This window comes from Arcobacter denitrificans (SeqCode) (assembly GCF_048571185.1).
Lineage (GTDB): Bacteria > Campylobacterota > Campylobacteria > Campylobacterales > Arcobacteraceae > Arcobacter > Arcobacter denitrificans.
Genome location: NZ_CP182350.1, coordinates 1,397,100 through 1,411,979 on the forward strand (window position 1 = coordinate 1,397,100; position 14,880 = coordinate 1,411,979).

Consider the following 14,880-nt stretch of genomic DNA (forward strand, 5'->3'; position numbering starts at 1 on the left):
TCTTAATATACCTTATGATAATATTTCAAAAATTATCATTAGGAATATCCTATCGAAGCTTTAATCTCAGTTGCTACAATTTATTTATTTATTATTATAGGGTTTGTTTTTAAAAGAACTTTTCATGATGAAGTAAATGAAAGAACAATTGTTTTACTGAATTTATATTTTTTACAACCTATTTTGATTTTCTGGGGTTTGACTAGGGCTCCATTAAGTTTTGAACTTCTTATCTCCCCTATTGTCTATTTTATTGCTATTTTTATTGTTTTGGGGATTGCATATTTGTATTCATTAAGAGCATTTAAAAATGAGGTACAAGATAAATCTATATTTATGGCTTCATCATTGGTGGGAAATACAGGAAACCTTGGTATCCCACTAGGAATAGCTCTTTTTGGACTAGAAAGTGTTCCTTTTACCTCTGCTTTAAATATTGCAAATGTATTCTATATTTACATTTTTTCAGTATATTTTTTCGCTGGCAAAAAATTTAATTTTGCTAATTCATTAAAAGAAATTTTTAAAATACCTGCTATCTGGTTTGCTTTTTTTGCCCTATTATTTAATTACTTTGATTTTCAAATGAATGATGATTTTGAAAAAGTATTTACAATGGGTGCATATACAGCGATTGTTATGCAACTAGTTATTTTTGGTATTTTTATGTCTCAAGTTAAAATCAGAAGTGCAAACTGGAATTTGGCACTTAATATTTCATTGTTTAAGCATTTAGTATTGCCAGTAGTTGGTTTATTTGTTATTTTATTTTTTGAGTTGCCAGTTTTTGTTGGAGCAATAATCTTTATGGAACTTTTTGTACCACTTGCTGTAAATAATGTAAATATTGCATCTTTATATAAATGCAAGCCTGTTGATACAACCTTTTCTGTTCTAATTAGTTCTTTTATATTTATATTTTTAATGTACGTCTATATAGTTTGTATAAATATGTTTTTTGGGCTTTAATATGTGTGGTATATTAGGAACAAACTTTATTAGTGAAAACTTCTCTAGTGCCTTAGCTTTGATGAATAATAGAGGTCCTGATAATAGTTCTATAGTTAATCATAAAAATTATCAATTTGGACATACAAGATTGTCTATAATTGATGTGGATGATGAAGCAAATCAGCCAATGATTTTTGATGATATAGTAATTGTATTCAATGGGGAGATATATAATTTTAAAGAGCTGATTGTTAGTGAAAATTTGTTTTGTAAAACCTCTTCTGATACAGAAGTTATAATTAGATTATATCAAAAGTTTGGAATTGACTTTTTAAACAAGTTAAATGGTATGTTCTCTTTTGTAATCTTTGATATGAAAGAGGAAAAATACTTTTGTGCAAGGGATAGATACGGTAAAAAGCCGTTTTTTTACTATTTTAAAGACAACAAGTTTATCTTTTCATCATCTATTAAATCTATAATTAAAATATTAGGGACTACACCTAGTTTCAATAAAGTAGCTTTATCTCAGTATCTACAATATTTTGTAAGTTTAAATGATTTGACCTTTTACAATGATATTAAAAAACTTGAATCTTCTTCATATATGACTTTGATAAATAATGAAGTTTTTATAAAGAAATATTATAAAATCAATACATATAAACAAATAAGTGATGAAAATATTGCTTTAAAAGGTATTGAGGAACTTTTATACAAAAGTATAAGTTCAAGGCTTGTGGGTGACGTAGAAGTGGGTTCATTGCTTAGTGGAGGAATAGATAGCTCTTTGATTTCTACTTTATATACTAATATGTCTGGTAAAAAGATTCATACATTTTCTGTTGGATATTCTGATTATAAAAATTATTCAGAACTAGACTATGCAAAACTAGTTTCAAATGAGATAAATTCTGTTCATCACCCTTTAGAAATTACAAAAAAAGATTTTTTGGATGTTTTTGATCATGTCATTGATGCTTTAGAAGAACCACATGCTGATAGTGCTGCTTTTCCCCTGTATTGTTTGACAAAGTTAATAAATAAAAATGGTATAAAAGTTGTTTTAAGTGGTGAAGGAAGTGATGAACTCTTTTTGGGCTATGATAACTACTTAAAATTTCTTAAATATTATCAATTTAAAGACTCTTTATCCACTTCACAAAATACTTTTCTAAAAGATATAGGCTCTTGCTTACAAAACAATACAAAAGAGAGTGAGTATCTAAGACGTGTAATTAGCGAAGAAAATATCTATAACTCTTTTGGTGAAATTTATACAACTTTACAAAAGAAAAAATTATTTAAACGCTTGCCTACTTTTAAGCAAGAAAATCCAAAAAAAGATCCTGTAGATTGGATGAGTTATATCGATTTAAAGGTCTGGCTAGGACAATCTTTACTTTCTAAGGTTGATAGAATATCAATGGCTAATTCCATAGAAGTTAGAACGCCATTTTTGGATTATAGATTAGTTGACTATCTTTTTTCAATCAAAACTGATTTGAAAGTTGGTGATACAAATAAATATTTACTAAAAAAAATTGCACAAAAATATATTCCTCAAAAAATTATAAATAGAACAAAAAAAGGTTTTAACTCTCCATATAATGAATGGATATTTTCTACTTACGATGATGATTTGTTAAAACTTGTTTTAAAAGTTAATTCACATACTAATTTATTCAATGATGATTATGTTATTATGATTTATAATCTTGCTAAAACAAATAAATTCAAGCAACATTTCTGGGCATTATATATTTTCTCTAATTGGTTTAACAAAAATTATCTTATATAATAAATTATATAAATCTAAAGGTTTAAAATGACACTTTTAATTCCGACAAATTCTAACAGTAGACACGAATGTATTATTTCAAGTATTGAAGAAAATTCTTCATGGGCTTATATAACATTAAATGATGGACAAATTATATCTTGCGATTTTTTTGATAGAAAAGAAGACATTATTGAATGGATAGATTATGTTGTTGTTATCAATGACAAAGAATTTATTTGGACATTTATTGATGAAAAGACTAAAGTTCTAATTGTAGATAATCAAAAAAGTATTGATGAAATAATAGAAGCTTTTTTATTAAATAATTTGTTAGAATTTGCTCCAAAACTTTAACTTTTAATTTTTCAAAATAATTATTTTTAGCATATTCTTTTGTTTAAATTATGCAATTTGGAGTGCTTTTTTTAGCATATGTATTTATGTCTAGAAACATTTAGAAGTATTTAGATATAATTATAAGATACCATAAAATAGGATTAAAAATGGAGAAAAGAAAAGTAGGAAGACCAATACAGAAAATTGGTAGAGTAAAAATAGGTTTATCAATAGATGGTGAAACAAATAGTTATTTAACTGAACTTAGTGTCAATAGTGGCAAAACAAAAAGTAGAATTATTGAAGAATCTATTGCCTTATATTATGAAAATAACAAAGAATTAACTGATAAAATAATTTTAGCAAATAAATTAAAAGAGGATCCATATCATCATTTTAGAGATGTTCTAAAAAAGTCAATGGATAAATAAACTAAAAAGAATTTGGATTAAATCCTGTATCAAAATTATTAAACTCGTTTAAGAAATCATTACTTTGAATTGTTGGGTCTGCGTATCCATTTTGAATTGATTTCATTCTAAGATTCATGATGTCAGTTTTTGGGTCAATAAACTGAGGACATACAATTGTACAATTTCCACATAAAGTACAATCCCAAATTCCATTTGTTTGTATTACATCTAGTTTATTATTTATATTCAACTCTTTTTTATCATTTACGTATCTTAAAACTCTTGTTAAAATATATGGACCTTGAAACTCTTTATTTACTTCATATACAGGACATGAACTGTAACAACTTTGACATAAGATACAATTACTTTGAACATCAATTAGACTTTCATCTTTTTTTGTAATTATTTTATTTGATAGCTCTTCTACATATGTTTTGTTTTTTTTGAGCAGTTCTTCTACATGATTTAAATCTACGACTAGGTCTTTTATTAACTTAACATATTTTAATGGTTTTATATTATCATTGTCATTTACTTTACATTTACAGGCAAGTGATTCTTTATCATTTACTAAAACACTACAAGAGCCACAAATACCACTTTTACAACCACTTCTATATGCTAATGATGAGTCAATATTCTCTTTTATATAGTCCAATGCACCCAAAAGTGTTGTATTTTCTTGTTTAATATTATATTCTACTTCTTTATTGTCTCTAGTTATAGTTATCTTCATAATATTCCCTCAAAGTGATGCTCTATTTTCTTATTTATGTTTTTAATTATTGATATCTTTTCATACTCTTTTGATGTATTTTTAAAGTCGCTTCTATAGTGGGAACCTCTTGATTCTTCCCTATTTAGTGCTGATATTGTAGTTAGTTTTGATAGAAGAATAATATTTCCTAGTTCAATATAATCTAATAGATTCTTATTATATTTTTTCTCTTTATTTGATATCCCTGTATTTTCATACTCTATTTCTAATTTTTCAATTTTTTCTAACAAAATTTCTAAATCACTTTTTGTTCTAAATAAACCAGCATATGAGAACATTAGAGAACCTAACTCTTTTTTTATGAAATATATTGATTTATTTTCATTTTTTATCAAGATATTATCTATAAAATTATCTCTGCTTTTTTCACTTGTGCTCTTTAAATCTTTTATCTCTTTACTCTTTTTTGCTGCATTTATTCCTGCAACTTTTCCAAATGTAATTATTTCAAGTAGTGAGTTTCCCCCTAATCTATTAGCTCCATGTGTATTATTTTGTGCTACTTCCCCACAGGCATATATGTTTTTTACCGATGTTTCACATGAAACATTTGTTAAAATTCCTCCCATTGTATAGTGTGCTGCAGGTGTTATTGGAATCAAATCTTTTTCAACATTTAGATTTAATAAGTCATTGATTAGTTTAAGTTCTTGTGGCATTTTCTCTTTAAGAGATGTTATATCTAGATGTCTCATATCTAAATATACTGAATGATTATCTAAAACTTTTGTCTTAATAGCCCTTGCCACTTCATCTCTAGTTGCTAGTTCATCAACAAATCTTTCTTCATTTTCATCTACTAAATATGCACCCTCTGCCCTTGCACTTTCACTTATTAAAGTGTTACTTCCTTTTAAGGCAGTAGGATGAAATTGTATAAACTCTAAATTAGATAATGCAAGACCATTTCTAAAAGCAACCCCTAGCCCATCGCCTGTTGTTGAGATACTATTTGTAGTATGAGAAGAATAAATATTTCCATATCCTCCTGTTGCAATTATTAATGTTTTGGAATAATAGTTAATGATTTCACCACTAAGTAAATTTAATATTTTAACACCTTTATAGCATGAGTTTTCAATAATTATATCTACTAAAATGTGTTCATATAAAAAATCAATATTCTCTTTAATACAGTGATCATATAGTGTATGAAGTATCTTTAATCCTGTATAGTCTGCACTGTAGCATGTTCTTTTGTATTTTGTTCCACCAAAGTACCTTTGCTTGATGTTACCTTGCGAATCTTTACTAAATGGTACACCAATATTGTCAAGCCATATTATAGTCTCTTTTGCATTTGTACACATAGTTTCAACACTTTTTTTGTTAGATAGATGCTTTGATGAATTATATGTATCATTTATATGATTTTCTATTGAGTCATTTTTCGTATCAAAAACACAGTTTATTCCCCCTTGAGCTTGTACAGTCTGAGAGTGCGTAGGGAATGTTTTAGAGATTATCAACACTTTATCAGAATTCTCTTTAGCACTTAATCCTGCACTTAATCCTGCACCTCCTGCTCCAATTATAATTACATCTTTCATATTACTCCCAGAAATCTTTTAAATTATCTTGAATAACTGTTTTATCGTTATTTATTATGCCTTCTATGTTATCAAGTTTATCAAGAAGATTATTCTTTTTTGATTTAAGTTCTGTATCTTCTTCTTCATTTATCACTTTATCATGTATAGAATTGTCTATTTTTTCTTCTATTTCTTTAGTCTCTTTTATCTCAACACTTTCTAACATGGATAACTCTTTATCAATTAATAAGTTATTGGAGATGAAAAAATTAATTAGTTCTTCATATTTTCCAAAATCCATTAACAAAAATGAAGGTTTACCATCTCTTAATATCACAGCTTTATCTATATCACTGTATTGTATGGAATCAAATACTTGTTTGCTTTTTCTAATGAGTTGTGTTGAAGGTATCATCTCATTTGACTTATATTGTAGTAATGACTTTAGTTTATGCTCATTCATTTATAAATCCTTCTATATTTTTATATACACCCTCAATTAGTTTTTTTCTTGACTCTATTGATGCCCATGCTATATGAGGTGTGAGAATTATGTTATCTAGCTCTAAGATACTATTCAAAGGAGAATCCTCTTCTATTGGCTCTGTAGATATGGTATCTAAGCCAAAAAATAGATTTTTTTCCTTTAGTATCTTTACTATGTCATATTCATTTATTATTCCACCTCTGGCTACATTTATGATAATTGTATTATTTTTTAACAATTTCATATTTTCATAATTTAATAAATCTTTTGTTTTTTCATTTAAGGGGCAATGTATTGATATTATATCAGACGATTCTAAAAGTGCTGTAAGATTAGTCGTATTGTAGTTTGTATTAAAATTCATATTTGAAGTTGAATAATAGTTTATATTACAATCAAAAGCAGATGCAATTTGAGCAACCTTTTCTCCAATACTACCAAGTCCTATAATTCCCCAGTTTTTCCCACTCAATTGTGAAAAAGGTTTATCTATATGAGTGAAAATCTTTGACTTATGCCAGTTCCCCTCTTTTACATAGTTTGAGTAATAATTGATTTCTTGCATAAAATGAAGCACTAAAGAAATAGTTAATTGAGCTACACTTGCAGTTGAATAACCTGCTACGTTTTTTACTTCTATCTTTTTATGTTTTGCATATTCTACATCAACATTGTTTGTTCCTGTTGCACTAATACATATCAATTTTAACTCTGTATTGTCTATTACCTCTTTTGTAATCAATACTTTGTTTGTAATTACTACATCACAATTCTTCAATCTTTCAATTGTATCTTTTTCATTTGTATAGTCATATTCTGTTATTTCACCAAATTCACTAAGTATTGATAAATCTATATCAGCACCTAGTGTGGATCTATCAAGTATTACAATTTTCATTATGTATCCCTTTACGTATTATAATACGTAAAGGTATCAAAGTTAAGCTAAAATTTAGATTATTTATTTTTAGCAGAAAAGATATTTTCTGCCCATTCAGTTACTGGACCTCTTAATACTTTTTGTAGTTCAATAGCAAATATATTTACTAAAGATGATTCTTCTTTTGTAGATTTTAGTAGTGTTGTTAGAGAGTTTGTGTATTTGTTAACATAGAAGTTATCTATTTGTTTATTACTTCCAAGTATTACAACTTTGCAGGTATTATCTATTCTTGATAATACCATTTGCATAGTTTTATTTGACATATTTTGTGCTTCATCGATAATTACAAATGCATTTGATAGTGTTCTCCCTCTCATCTCACCTACCCACATAGTCTCAATAAAATAGTTTTGAATCATTTGATCAACTCTAGTTTTTAATTCTTGTTCATCAATCTCTTGTTCTTCTTTACTCTTGTTTGTTCTTCTTTTTTTGTATTCTGAACGAACTATATGATCTATACTATCCATTAAGGGATGATTATATATTTTGAATTTTTCTTCAAGACCTGGTAAATATCCAACATCTTCACCCTTATCTAAAGACTCAATTGAGTTTCTTATATATATTATTCTTTGGTATTGTTTGTTTTTAACAAGTTTTAATGCCCCACTTAGTGCTAATAGAGTTTTCCCTGAACCTGCTTTTGCTTCTATTATCAGAACATTAAAATAGTGTTGGATGATTGCATTTGAGAAAAATAGTTGCTCTTTATTTAGTGGAGATATTATTTGATTTCTTACTTCATCTTCATTTAGAACTCTTATCTTCCCATTTTGTATAGAAGCTAGTACAACTTGGTCTGAGCCTTTTACTTTAAAACAATAGGAAAAGTTAGAAACTTGATAATCTTTATCTAACTCTTTTATATCTCTATTCTCAATAAATTCTAAATCCTCAAACTTTATTTGTATAGTCTTTATAAATTCATGCACAAAGTCATCTTTATTTGAGCCAATAAGCGATTCTGTTTTTATATCAAGAGATATAGCTCTTGTTCTTGCCATTATATCCATAGATAAAAATGTTGAATCTTTATCATAATAAGTTGTAGTAAATTGTGCTATTTCTAATATTTTTCTATCATTTGCTATGTTTTGTGAAGTTGTTTTAGATACTAATTGATACTCTAATTTTGATATAATATCAATTGAAATTGGTATTTCGTTTTCGATATTTAATCTAACTATTTTAAAGTCTTTTATACTTTTTGTAAAAATTATGGTTGAATTCTCTAGTATTCTTGCAAACTCTCTTGCCTGAAAATTGATTTCATCAAAACCACTTTTTTTAGAATCTATTTCATCTAAAACTGTTTCGGGAAGTATAATAAGGTTTTTATTATCATCAGATAAATTGAAAATATTATTAGCATCTTCTAATAGTATATTTGTATCAAGTACATAGTACTTATCAAAGTTTTCATTGTTCATTTTTAGCTCTCTTAGGTTTCATTATCATGTATATTATAAATGTAAAAAGTAGTATCATAGCAAGGGTAAATGTAACAGAAACAGTTTTAACAACTACATATGTAACAATCAAAATTGCAAGTAAAGTTGGTATTTCATTATATGCTCTAAAAAATTTACCACTTCTTTTACAAACATTATTTGCTAGATTTTTTCTAAAATATTCCAATGAGTATGAGTAGATAATAAGTACTATTACAACTGTAAGTTTTGCATGTAACCAAACGCCAGTTTTAAATAAATCTTCTGCTAGATAAATCATAACTGTTCCACTTATAATTGTTGCCCACATAGCTGGCATACCAATATATTTGTAGATTTTGTATTCTTGTATCTTTACAATTTTTACATATTCTTCTTTATCAATATTTTCTACATGGTATACAAAAAGTCTTGGCAAATAGAACAGCATAGCCATCCAAGACATAACTGCAACTATATGAAATGTTAATATCCAACTATAATATTCCAATCATTTATCCTTTATTTTTTTTATCCATTCATCTAAAGTTTTTTCAAAACCTATACCCTTTGAAGTGTAAAGGTTAATGGATTCACTTAAATATTCTTGTTCTACATAGCCACCAAAGTTATGGGGATATAAATAATCTTTATGAAATGAGTCAATGTTTTTTGGTATATCAAAGATTTTACCATTTTTAACTTCACTTATTCCTTTATTTATTGCTTCATAACAAGAATTTGACTTTGGAGAAGATGCTAAATAAATCACACATTGTGAAAGTATAATTCTACTCTCTGGATAACCTATTTTTGAAGTTGCAAGCATAGTACTTACTGAAAGGTTTAGAGCATTTGGATTTGCATTGCCGATATCTTCACTTGCAAGTATTACTAATCTTCTAGTAATAAACTCTACACTCTCTCCACCCTCTATTAATCTTGATAAGTAATAAAGTGCTGCATCTATATCTGAGCCTCTAATTGATTTTATCATAGCACTTGCTAAGTCATAGTGTGTATTAGAAGATGATACTCCATCCCCTATAACATTTTGTCTTAACTCCTTTAATGTTTCACATGAAACATCAGGGTCAACTTTAAAGGCAAATTCCAATAAGTTTAACATAGCTCTTGCATCACCTGAAGAGCTATTTATTAAATACTCTTTTGTTTGTTCATCTAGTTTTGTTTCTAATTTAGATTGTGCAACATCAAGTATTTTAATTAAGTCCTCTTTAGAGTGTGGCATAAATTCAAATAAAAAACTTCTTGATCTAATAGCACTGGTTAAAGTGAAAAATGGATTTTCTGTACTTGCCCCAACAATTATTGCTTGATAATTTTCCATGATAGGAAGTAAAACTTCTTGTTGATTTTTTGACAATCTATGTACTTCATCTATAAAGACAATTGGTTTAATTAAGCTATTATCATATTTGTTAAAGACTTTTCTTAGGTCTTCAATTTTAAGTGAAGTTGCGTTGAAATAAAAGTAATCAGTGTTTATAGATTTAGCAATTATTTTAGCTAAGGTGGTTTTTCCCGTTCCAGGTTTTCCATAAAAAAAAAGGTGAGGAATCTCACCTTTTATAATAAGTTTATATAGAACTTTGTTTTTAGAAATTATATGACTTTGTCCAACAAAGTCTTCAAGTGTAGTTGGACGAAGTATAGAACTTAGATTAGTCATTATCTTTTGTAGCTAGATAATCTTTTAAGTTTTTGTATTCTTCTCTCGTAAGGTATCTACTTTTTCCAGTAGGTAAATTATTTAAAGATATGCCACCATACTCTACTCTTTTTAAGTCAAGTATATCAAGTCCAAAGTGAGCAAAAAATCTTCTTAGCTCTCTATTCTTACCTTCTGTAATTGCAACTTTTAGTTTAGAAAAAGTGTCTTTAACCGAATCAACTTTATATCCTAAAAAAGGAGCAAAGTTCATAGATTTGATTTTGCTATCTTTTCTTGCACCCTTTGTTGCATCTTCTAATTGAAGTCCACTATTCATTGCATCTTCTACTTGCTTTGTAAGTGCTCCATTTAGTTTGATTTTATATACTCTTTGTAAGTCTGAATGCATAAGTCCATTTGCAACCTCTACGCTATCCGTCAGAAGTAAAACTCCCTCACTTGAATAGTCAAGTCTACCTATTGGTAAAAAGTGTTTATATTTGCTTCCTAGCGTGTCAAATATTATTCTTCTACCTTGTGGGTCATTCTTAGTTACTAATTCACCCTTTGGTTTGTTGTAAACTAGTACTGTATACATTTTGTTTTTTTCAAATTTAACAACTTTGTTATCTATTAGTACAATATCCGTTTCTGATACTTTTGTTGATAAGTCAGTAATAGTTTTTTTATTTACTTTTACTCTTCCATCAGCAATTAAAGTATCAGCTTCTCTTCTTGAGTATTTACTATTATGCGAAATAAATTTGTTTAATCTTACTTGGTTAGTTTCTGGAGTTTCATTCATATTACCTACTTTATTCCTGCTTCTATTAAATCATGAATATGTAATACCCCAATAAGTTTATTACTTTCATCAACAACAACTAATAGTTGTATCTTATAATCTTCTACAATCTTAAGGGCATCACTTGCTAATAAATCTTTATTGTTTAAAAGTCTAGGATTCATTGTTGCTATTTCTTCAACCTTACACTCAAGTGAAAAGTTATTATTCATCAGTGCTCTTCTTAAGTCACCATCACTTAACAAACCTACAACTTTTTCATTATCAAGAATTATAACATTTCCAAGTCTACCCTCACTCATTTTAACAATAGCATCTTTAAGAAGTGTTTCACGTGAAACAAGTGGTAAGTTCTCAGTTCTAATTAAATCAGAAACTTTAATAAAAAGTTTTTTTCCTAAACTTCCACCTGGATGAAAAGAAGCAAAATCATTTTTTTGGAAATCTCTTTTTTTCATTAAACAAACAGCTAATGCATCTCCCATAGCCATAGTCAAAGTAGTAGAAGTAGTAGGTGCAATATCTAAAGGACAAGCCTCTTTTGTAACACTGATATCAAAAAATATATCAGCATAATTTGCTAAAGTAGAGTTTGGAGTTTTTGCCATTGCAATCATTGGAATATCAAATCTTTTAAGGTGGGGAAGAATTTGTATCAACTCTTCACTCTCACCTGAATATGATATAGCTAATACAGTATCATCTTTTCCTATCATACCTAAATCACCATGCATGGCTTCAGTTGGGTGAAGGAAAAAAGAACTAGTACCAGTACTTGCCAGAGTTGCTGCTATCTTTGTTCCTACAAGTCCAGATTTACCTACACCAGTAACAATGAGTTTACCTTTTGTTTTAAAAATAAGCTCAACCGCTGCATTCATATCAAAAGTATTTTCGACAGAGGCTCTTTCTAACTCTTTTGCTTCAGTTAATAAAACCTCTTTTGCAATCTCATTATAATTCATTATATATCCTTACTGAACAAATATAGTAGGTACAATCATAGGGTATTTTTTATATTTTCTAACACAATGTTTTCTTACAACTTTTCTAATTTCATCTTCTAAATATTTATTATTTTTAAAGACACCCTCTTTTGCATTTGATAAAAATATCTCTAATATATCTTCAATCTCTTTTGCAAAAAATCTATCTTGTTTATCAGGAACTAATCCAAATGAAGTAACTCTTGTTCTTTCAGAAAGTTTTCTATCATTTTCATTGATTTGTGCAACAATCATAATAACACCTTCGTTTGCCATTGTTTGTCTATCTAAAACAATATCATCGGCTATTTTATGATTTAGTTGATTATCAATGTAAGTTTTCCCTGTTTTAACAGTTTTTACTTTTTTAAGATATTTAGGTGTAATTTCAACTTGTTCACCATCACTCATTATGTAAGTATTTCTTTCTAATACTCCACATGCAATACCTGTTTGTTGATGCTTAACTGCATGATTGTATTCACCATGAATTGGCATAAAGAATTTAGGTTTTACAAGTCTAAGCATAAGTTTTTGTTCTTCTTGTGCAGCATGTCCCGAAACATGTATTTCTGAGAAGTTTTGATATGCAACTTCTGCACCAGCTTTTAAAAGGTGATTAATGATTTGAGAAACACTCGCTTCATTTCCTGGAATTGCTTTAGCAGAAAGAATAATTTGATCACCTGGCTTGATTTTGATATGTCTATGCTCATGTATAGACATTCTATACAGTGCACTCATAGATTCACCCTGGCTTCCTGTAGTGATTATTAGTACTTGATTATCATTATATTTATGAACTTCGTGTGGATCAATAAATTGGTCTCTTGGGAATTTGATATATCCTAAAGCCATGGCAAGTTCTAAGTTCTTTTCCATAGATCTTCCAATAACACAAACTTTTCTTCCATATTTTAAACCATGCTCAATTGCTTGTGCAACTCTATGGATATTTGAAGAGAATGTAGACATGATAACTCTACCTTTTGCTTTTGAGAAAAGGTTATCAAAAGTAGGTCCAACAGTTGATTCAGATTTTGTAAAACCTGCTGTATGTGAGTTTGTAGAGTCTGACATTAATAGTAAAACACCCTTCTCTCCATAATGTGCAAATCTATGTAAATCTGTTGGAAAACCATCAATTGGAGTGTGGTCGATTTTAAAATCCCCAGTATGTATGATTGTTCCAGCTTCTGTTGTAATAGCTAAAGATGAGGCATCAATAATTGAGTGAGTAACATGCATCCACTCTATTTCAAAATCCCCTATTTTGATTGGAGTTCTTTTTTGAATTGCTTTGAAGTAACTTCTATGTTGTCTCATTTTATGCTCATCAAACTTTGAACCAATCATTTCTAATGGTAAAGATGTTCCATAAACTGGAAATTGCATCTCTTTAAATAAGTATGGCATTGCACCAATATGATCTTCATGACCATGAGTGATAATAATAGCATCAATTTTATCTTTGATTTCTCTAATATAAGTTAAATCAGGAATTAAAATATCAACACCATGCATATCTTCATCAGGGAAACTCATACCAACATCAACAATAATTGCACTTTTTTCAGTCTCAATTACCATCATGTTTCCACCAATTTCACCTAATCCACCAAGTGGAGTGATTCTAACTTTTTGTGTAGCACTTAGATTTAATTTATTGTGTGGGTTAAGTCTATCTTTATGGATTCTTTCATTTATAATATGAGCTTTTCTAAGGTCTGTTATCCAACCATCACCAGATTGGTCTTCCATTTTAGGAACAACTATTTTTTTTCTTTTGTTCATTGGTCTTTTTGGTTTTTGCTTTTTTGGAGCAGCCTCTGTTGCTTGTGTAGTATTTGCAGCTTTTGCAGTTGCGGGAGCAGATTTTTCTACAACTGGAGTATTATTCTGTACTGTTTTGTTTTCTTCCATTTATTATTGCCTTTGTATATATTTGGCTATACAAAGATGAACTAACCTCATGAGGTCGAATATTATCACTAATTCCAAGCTCCTCAAATAAAGAAAGAATAGTATCTTTTGAAATAATAGAAGAGATATTTTTAGAGAGTTTTTTTCTAGGCTGTTGAAAACAAGCCTTTAAAAAACTGTTAAAATCCTTATCCATTTTTTTAGACATATCTTTTTTTATGTAAAGAATTGAAGAGATAACTTTAGGAGGAGGATCAAATGATTCTGGTGGTACATCAAATAAAATCCTAGACTCTTTAGAGCATAGTTTTGATATTACACCCAATGCAGAAAACTCTTTGTCTCTTTCATTGGCAGAAAATTTTTCAGCAACCTCTTTTTGAACCATTACAATAATGTGTTCACAAGCATCATCTTCAAATGCTCTTAGTATTATATTTGTAGCAATATAATACGGCAAATTAGCGATTAAATCATACTTACTATCATGTAGACTTTTTTGTTTATCCCAAGCTTCTAAAACATCAGTGTGGACCAGTGTTAGAGAACCATTTTCTATAGGAGTAGCAAACTTAGTTTTTAATATAGTAAATAGATCTGTATCGACCTCGTAGGCAGTTACATCTTTGCATTTGACTAAATTTTTCGTCAAATCACCTAATCCAGGCCCAATTTCTACAATATGATTATTGTTGTTGGGCATCGATTGGATGATTCTTGATAAGACTGTGTCATCTTTTAAAAAGTTCTGACCATACTTCTTTTTTGCTTTTACTTTATCCATAAGAAGGAAGATTATATATGAACTTAACTTACATTTAGATAAGATAAA

The 14,880-nt window shown here is 28.4% G+C and carries 15 protein-coding genes; 4 read left to right on the forward strand and 11 right to left on the reverse strand.

The features are described 5' to 3' along the window. Positions 1-63 precede the first annotated feature (63 nt). The 4 genes from ACNI28_RS06995 (at position 64) to ACNI28_RS07010 (ending at position 3,501) form a co-directional block, all read left to right on the forward strand. Positions 64-969 carry an AEC family transporter gene (locus ACNI28_RS06995; RefSeq protein WP_419766454.1) on the forward strand — a complete coding sequence of 302 codons (906 nt, stop codon included), beginning with the start codon at positions 64-66 and terminating at the stop codon, positions 967-969. Position 970: 1 nt separating this feature from the next. After that, positions 971-2,752, forward strand: a complete 1,782-nt coding sequence (gene asnB, locus ACNI28_RS07000; RefSeq protein WP_419763556.1) for an asparagine synthase (glutamine-hydrolyzing) — start codon at positions 971-973, stop codon at positions 2,750-2,752. 27 nt (positions 2,753-2,779) lie between these two features. Further along, entirely contained in the window at positions 2,780-3,088 is a 309-nt protein-coding gene (locus ACNI28_RS07005; protein ID WP_419763557.1) for a hypothetical protein, read from the forward strand. A 149-nt stretch (positions 3,089-3,237) separates the two neighbouring features. Then, positions 3,238-3,501: a ribbon-helix-helix domain-containing protein gene (locus ACNI28_RS07010; RefSeq protein WP_419763558.1), complete on the forward strand. Its 264-nt coding sequence runs from the start codon at positions 3,238-3,240 to the stop codon at positions 3,499-3,501. Position 3,502: 1 nt separating this feature from the next. Here the strand turns inward: ACNI28_RS07010 and ACNI28_RS07015 are convergent, their stop codons facing one another. Genes ACNI28_RS07015 through rsmA form a run of 11 tightly spaced genes read right to left on the reverse strand, consistent with a single transcriptional unit; the run spans position 3,503 to position 14,832 of the window. Further along, positions 3,503-4,222 carry a succinate dehydrogenase/fumarate reductase iron-sulfur subunit gene (locus tag ACNI28_RS07015; protein WP_419763559.1) on the reverse strand — a complete coding sequence of 240 codons (720 nt, stop codon included), beginning with the start codon at positions 4,220-4,222 and terminating at the stop codon, positions 3,503-3,505. Then, on the reverse strand, positions 4,219-5,814 hold the full coding sequence (locus ACNI28_RS07020) for an FAD-binding protein (RefSeq protein ID WP_419763560.1): 1,596 nt from the start codon (positions 5,812-5,814) through the stop codon (positions 4,219-4,221). The genes ACNI28_RS07015 and ACNI28_RS07020 overlap by 4 nt, the downstream gene beginning before the upstream one ends. Position 5,815: 1 nt before the next feature. After that, a complete protein-coding gene (locus ACNI28_RS07025; protein ID WP_419763561.1) occupies positions 5,816-6,259 on the reverse strand; it encodes a hypothetical protein in 444 nt (147 codons plus the stop codon). Next, positions 6,252-7,181 (reverse strand): D-2-hydroxyacid dehydrogenase, encoded by a 930-nt coding sequence (locus tag ACNI28_RS07030; RefSeq protein ID WP_419763562.1) that lies wholly within the window; start codon positions 7,179-7,181, stop codon positions 6,252-6,254. Before ACNI28_RS07030 ends, ACNI28_RS07025 begins: the two co-directional genes overlap by 8 nt. A gap of 59 nt (positions 7,182-7,240) precedes the next feature. Next, positions 7,241-8,659 carry a PhoH family protein gene (locus ACNI28_RS07035; protein WP_419763563.1) on the reverse strand — a complete coding sequence of 473 codons (1,419 nt, stop codon included), beginning with the start codon at positions 8,657-8,659 and terminating at the stop codon, positions 7,241-7,243. Beyond that, on the reverse strand, positions 8,649-9,170 hold the full coding sequence (gene hemJ, locus ACNI28_RS07040) for a protoporphyrinogen oxidase HemJ (protein WP_419763564.1): 522 nt from the start codon (positions 9,168-9,170) through the stop codon (positions 8,649-8,651). The genes ACNI28_RS07035 and hemJ overlap by 11 nt, the downstream gene beginning before the upstream one ends. Next, positions 9,171-10,352 carry a replication-associated recombination protein A gene (locus tag ACNI28_RS07045; RefSeq protein WP_419763565.1) on the reverse strand — a complete coding sequence of 394 codons (1,182 nt, stop codon included), beginning with the start codon at positions 10,350-10,352 and terminating at the stop codon, positions 9,171-9,173. It lies immediately after the preceding gene. Further along, a complete protein-coding gene (locus tag ACNI28_RS07050) occupies positions 10,345-11,139 on the reverse strand; it encodes a pseudouridine synthase (RefSeq protein WP_419763566.1) in 795 nt (264 codons plus the stop codon). Before ACNI28_RS07050 ends, ACNI28_RS07045 begins: the two co-directional genes overlap by 8 nt. Positions 11,140-11,144: 5 nt before the next feature. Beyond that, entirely contained in the window at positions 11,145-12,104 is a 960-nt protein-coding gene (locus tag ACNI28_RS07055) for a KpsF/GutQ family sugar-phosphate isomerase (protein ID WP_419763567.1), read from the reverse strand. 9 nt (positions 12,105-12,113) lie between these two features. Further along, positions 12,114-14,048 carry a ribonuclease J gene (locus ACNI28_RS07060; protein WP_419763568.1) on the reverse strand — a complete coding sequence of 645 codons (1,935 nt, stop codon included), beginning with the start codon at positions 14,046-14,048 and terminating at the stop codon, positions 12,114-12,116. After that, a complete protein-coding gene (gene rsmA, locus ACNI28_RS07065; RefSeq protein WP_419763569.1) occupies positions 14,020-14,832 on the reverse strand; it encodes a 16S rRNA (adenine(1518)-N(6)/adenine(1519)-N(6))-dimethyltransferase RsmA in 813 nt (270 codons plus the stop codon). The genes ACNI28_RS07060 and rsmA overlap by 29 nt, the downstream gene beginning before the upstream one ends. Between the last annotated feature and the right edge of the window lie 48 nt (positions 14,833-14,880).

Bases quoted from the DNA above. Each gene is read 5' to 3' on its own strand.
- asnB (WP_419763556.1), top strand. From the start codon at position 971: ATGTGTGGTATATTAGGAACAAACTTTATTAGTGAAAACTTCTCTAGT.
- ACNI28_RS07005 (WP_419763557.1), top strand. From the start codon at position 2,780: ATGACACTTTTAATTCCGACAAATTCTAACAGTAGACACGAATGTATT.
- ACNI28_RS07010 (WP_419763558.1), top strand. From the start codon at position 3,238: ATGGAGAAAAGAAAAGTAGGAAGACCAATACAGAAAATTGGTAGAGTA.
- ACNI28_RS07015 (WP_419763559.1), bottom strand. From the start codon at position 4,222: ATGAAGATAACTATAACTAGAGACAATAAAGAAGTAGAATATAATATT.
- ACNI28_RS07020 (WP_419763560.1), bottom strand. From the start codon at position 5,814: ATGAAAGATGTAATTATAATTGGAGCAGGAGGTGCAGGATTAAGTGCA.
- ACNI28_RS07025 (WP_419763561.1), bottom strand. From the start codon at position 6,259: ATGAATGAGCATAAACTAAAGTCATTACTACAATATAAGTCAAATGAG.
- ACNI28_RS07030 (WP_419763562.1), bottom strand. From the start codon at position 7,181: ATGAAAATTGTAATACTTGATAGATCCACACTAGGTGCTGATATAGAT.
- ACNI28_RS07035 (WP_419763563.1), bottom strand. From the start codon at position 8,659: ATGAACAATGAAAACTTTGATAAGTACTATGTACTTGATACAAATATA.
- ACNI28_RS07045 (WP_419763565.1), bottom strand. From the start codon at position 10,352: ATGACTAATCTAAGTTCTATACTTCGTCCAACTACACTTGAAGACTTT.
- ACNI28_RS07050 (WP_419763566.1), bottom strand. From the start codon at position 11,139: ATGAATGAAACTCCAGAAACTAACCAAGTAAGATTAAACAAATTTATT.
- ACNI28_RS07055 (WP_419763567.1), bottom strand. From the start codon at position 12,104: ATGAATTATAATGAGATTGCAAAAGAGGTTTTATTAACTGAAGCAAAA.
- ACNI28_RS07060 (WP_419763568.1), bottom strand. From the start codon at position 14,048: ATGGAAGAAAACAAAACAGTACAGAATAATACTCCAGTTGTAGAAAAA.
- rsmA (WP_419763569.1), bottom strand. From the start codon at position 14,832: ATGGATAAAGTAAAAGCAAAAAAGAAGTATGGTCAGAACTTTTTAAAA.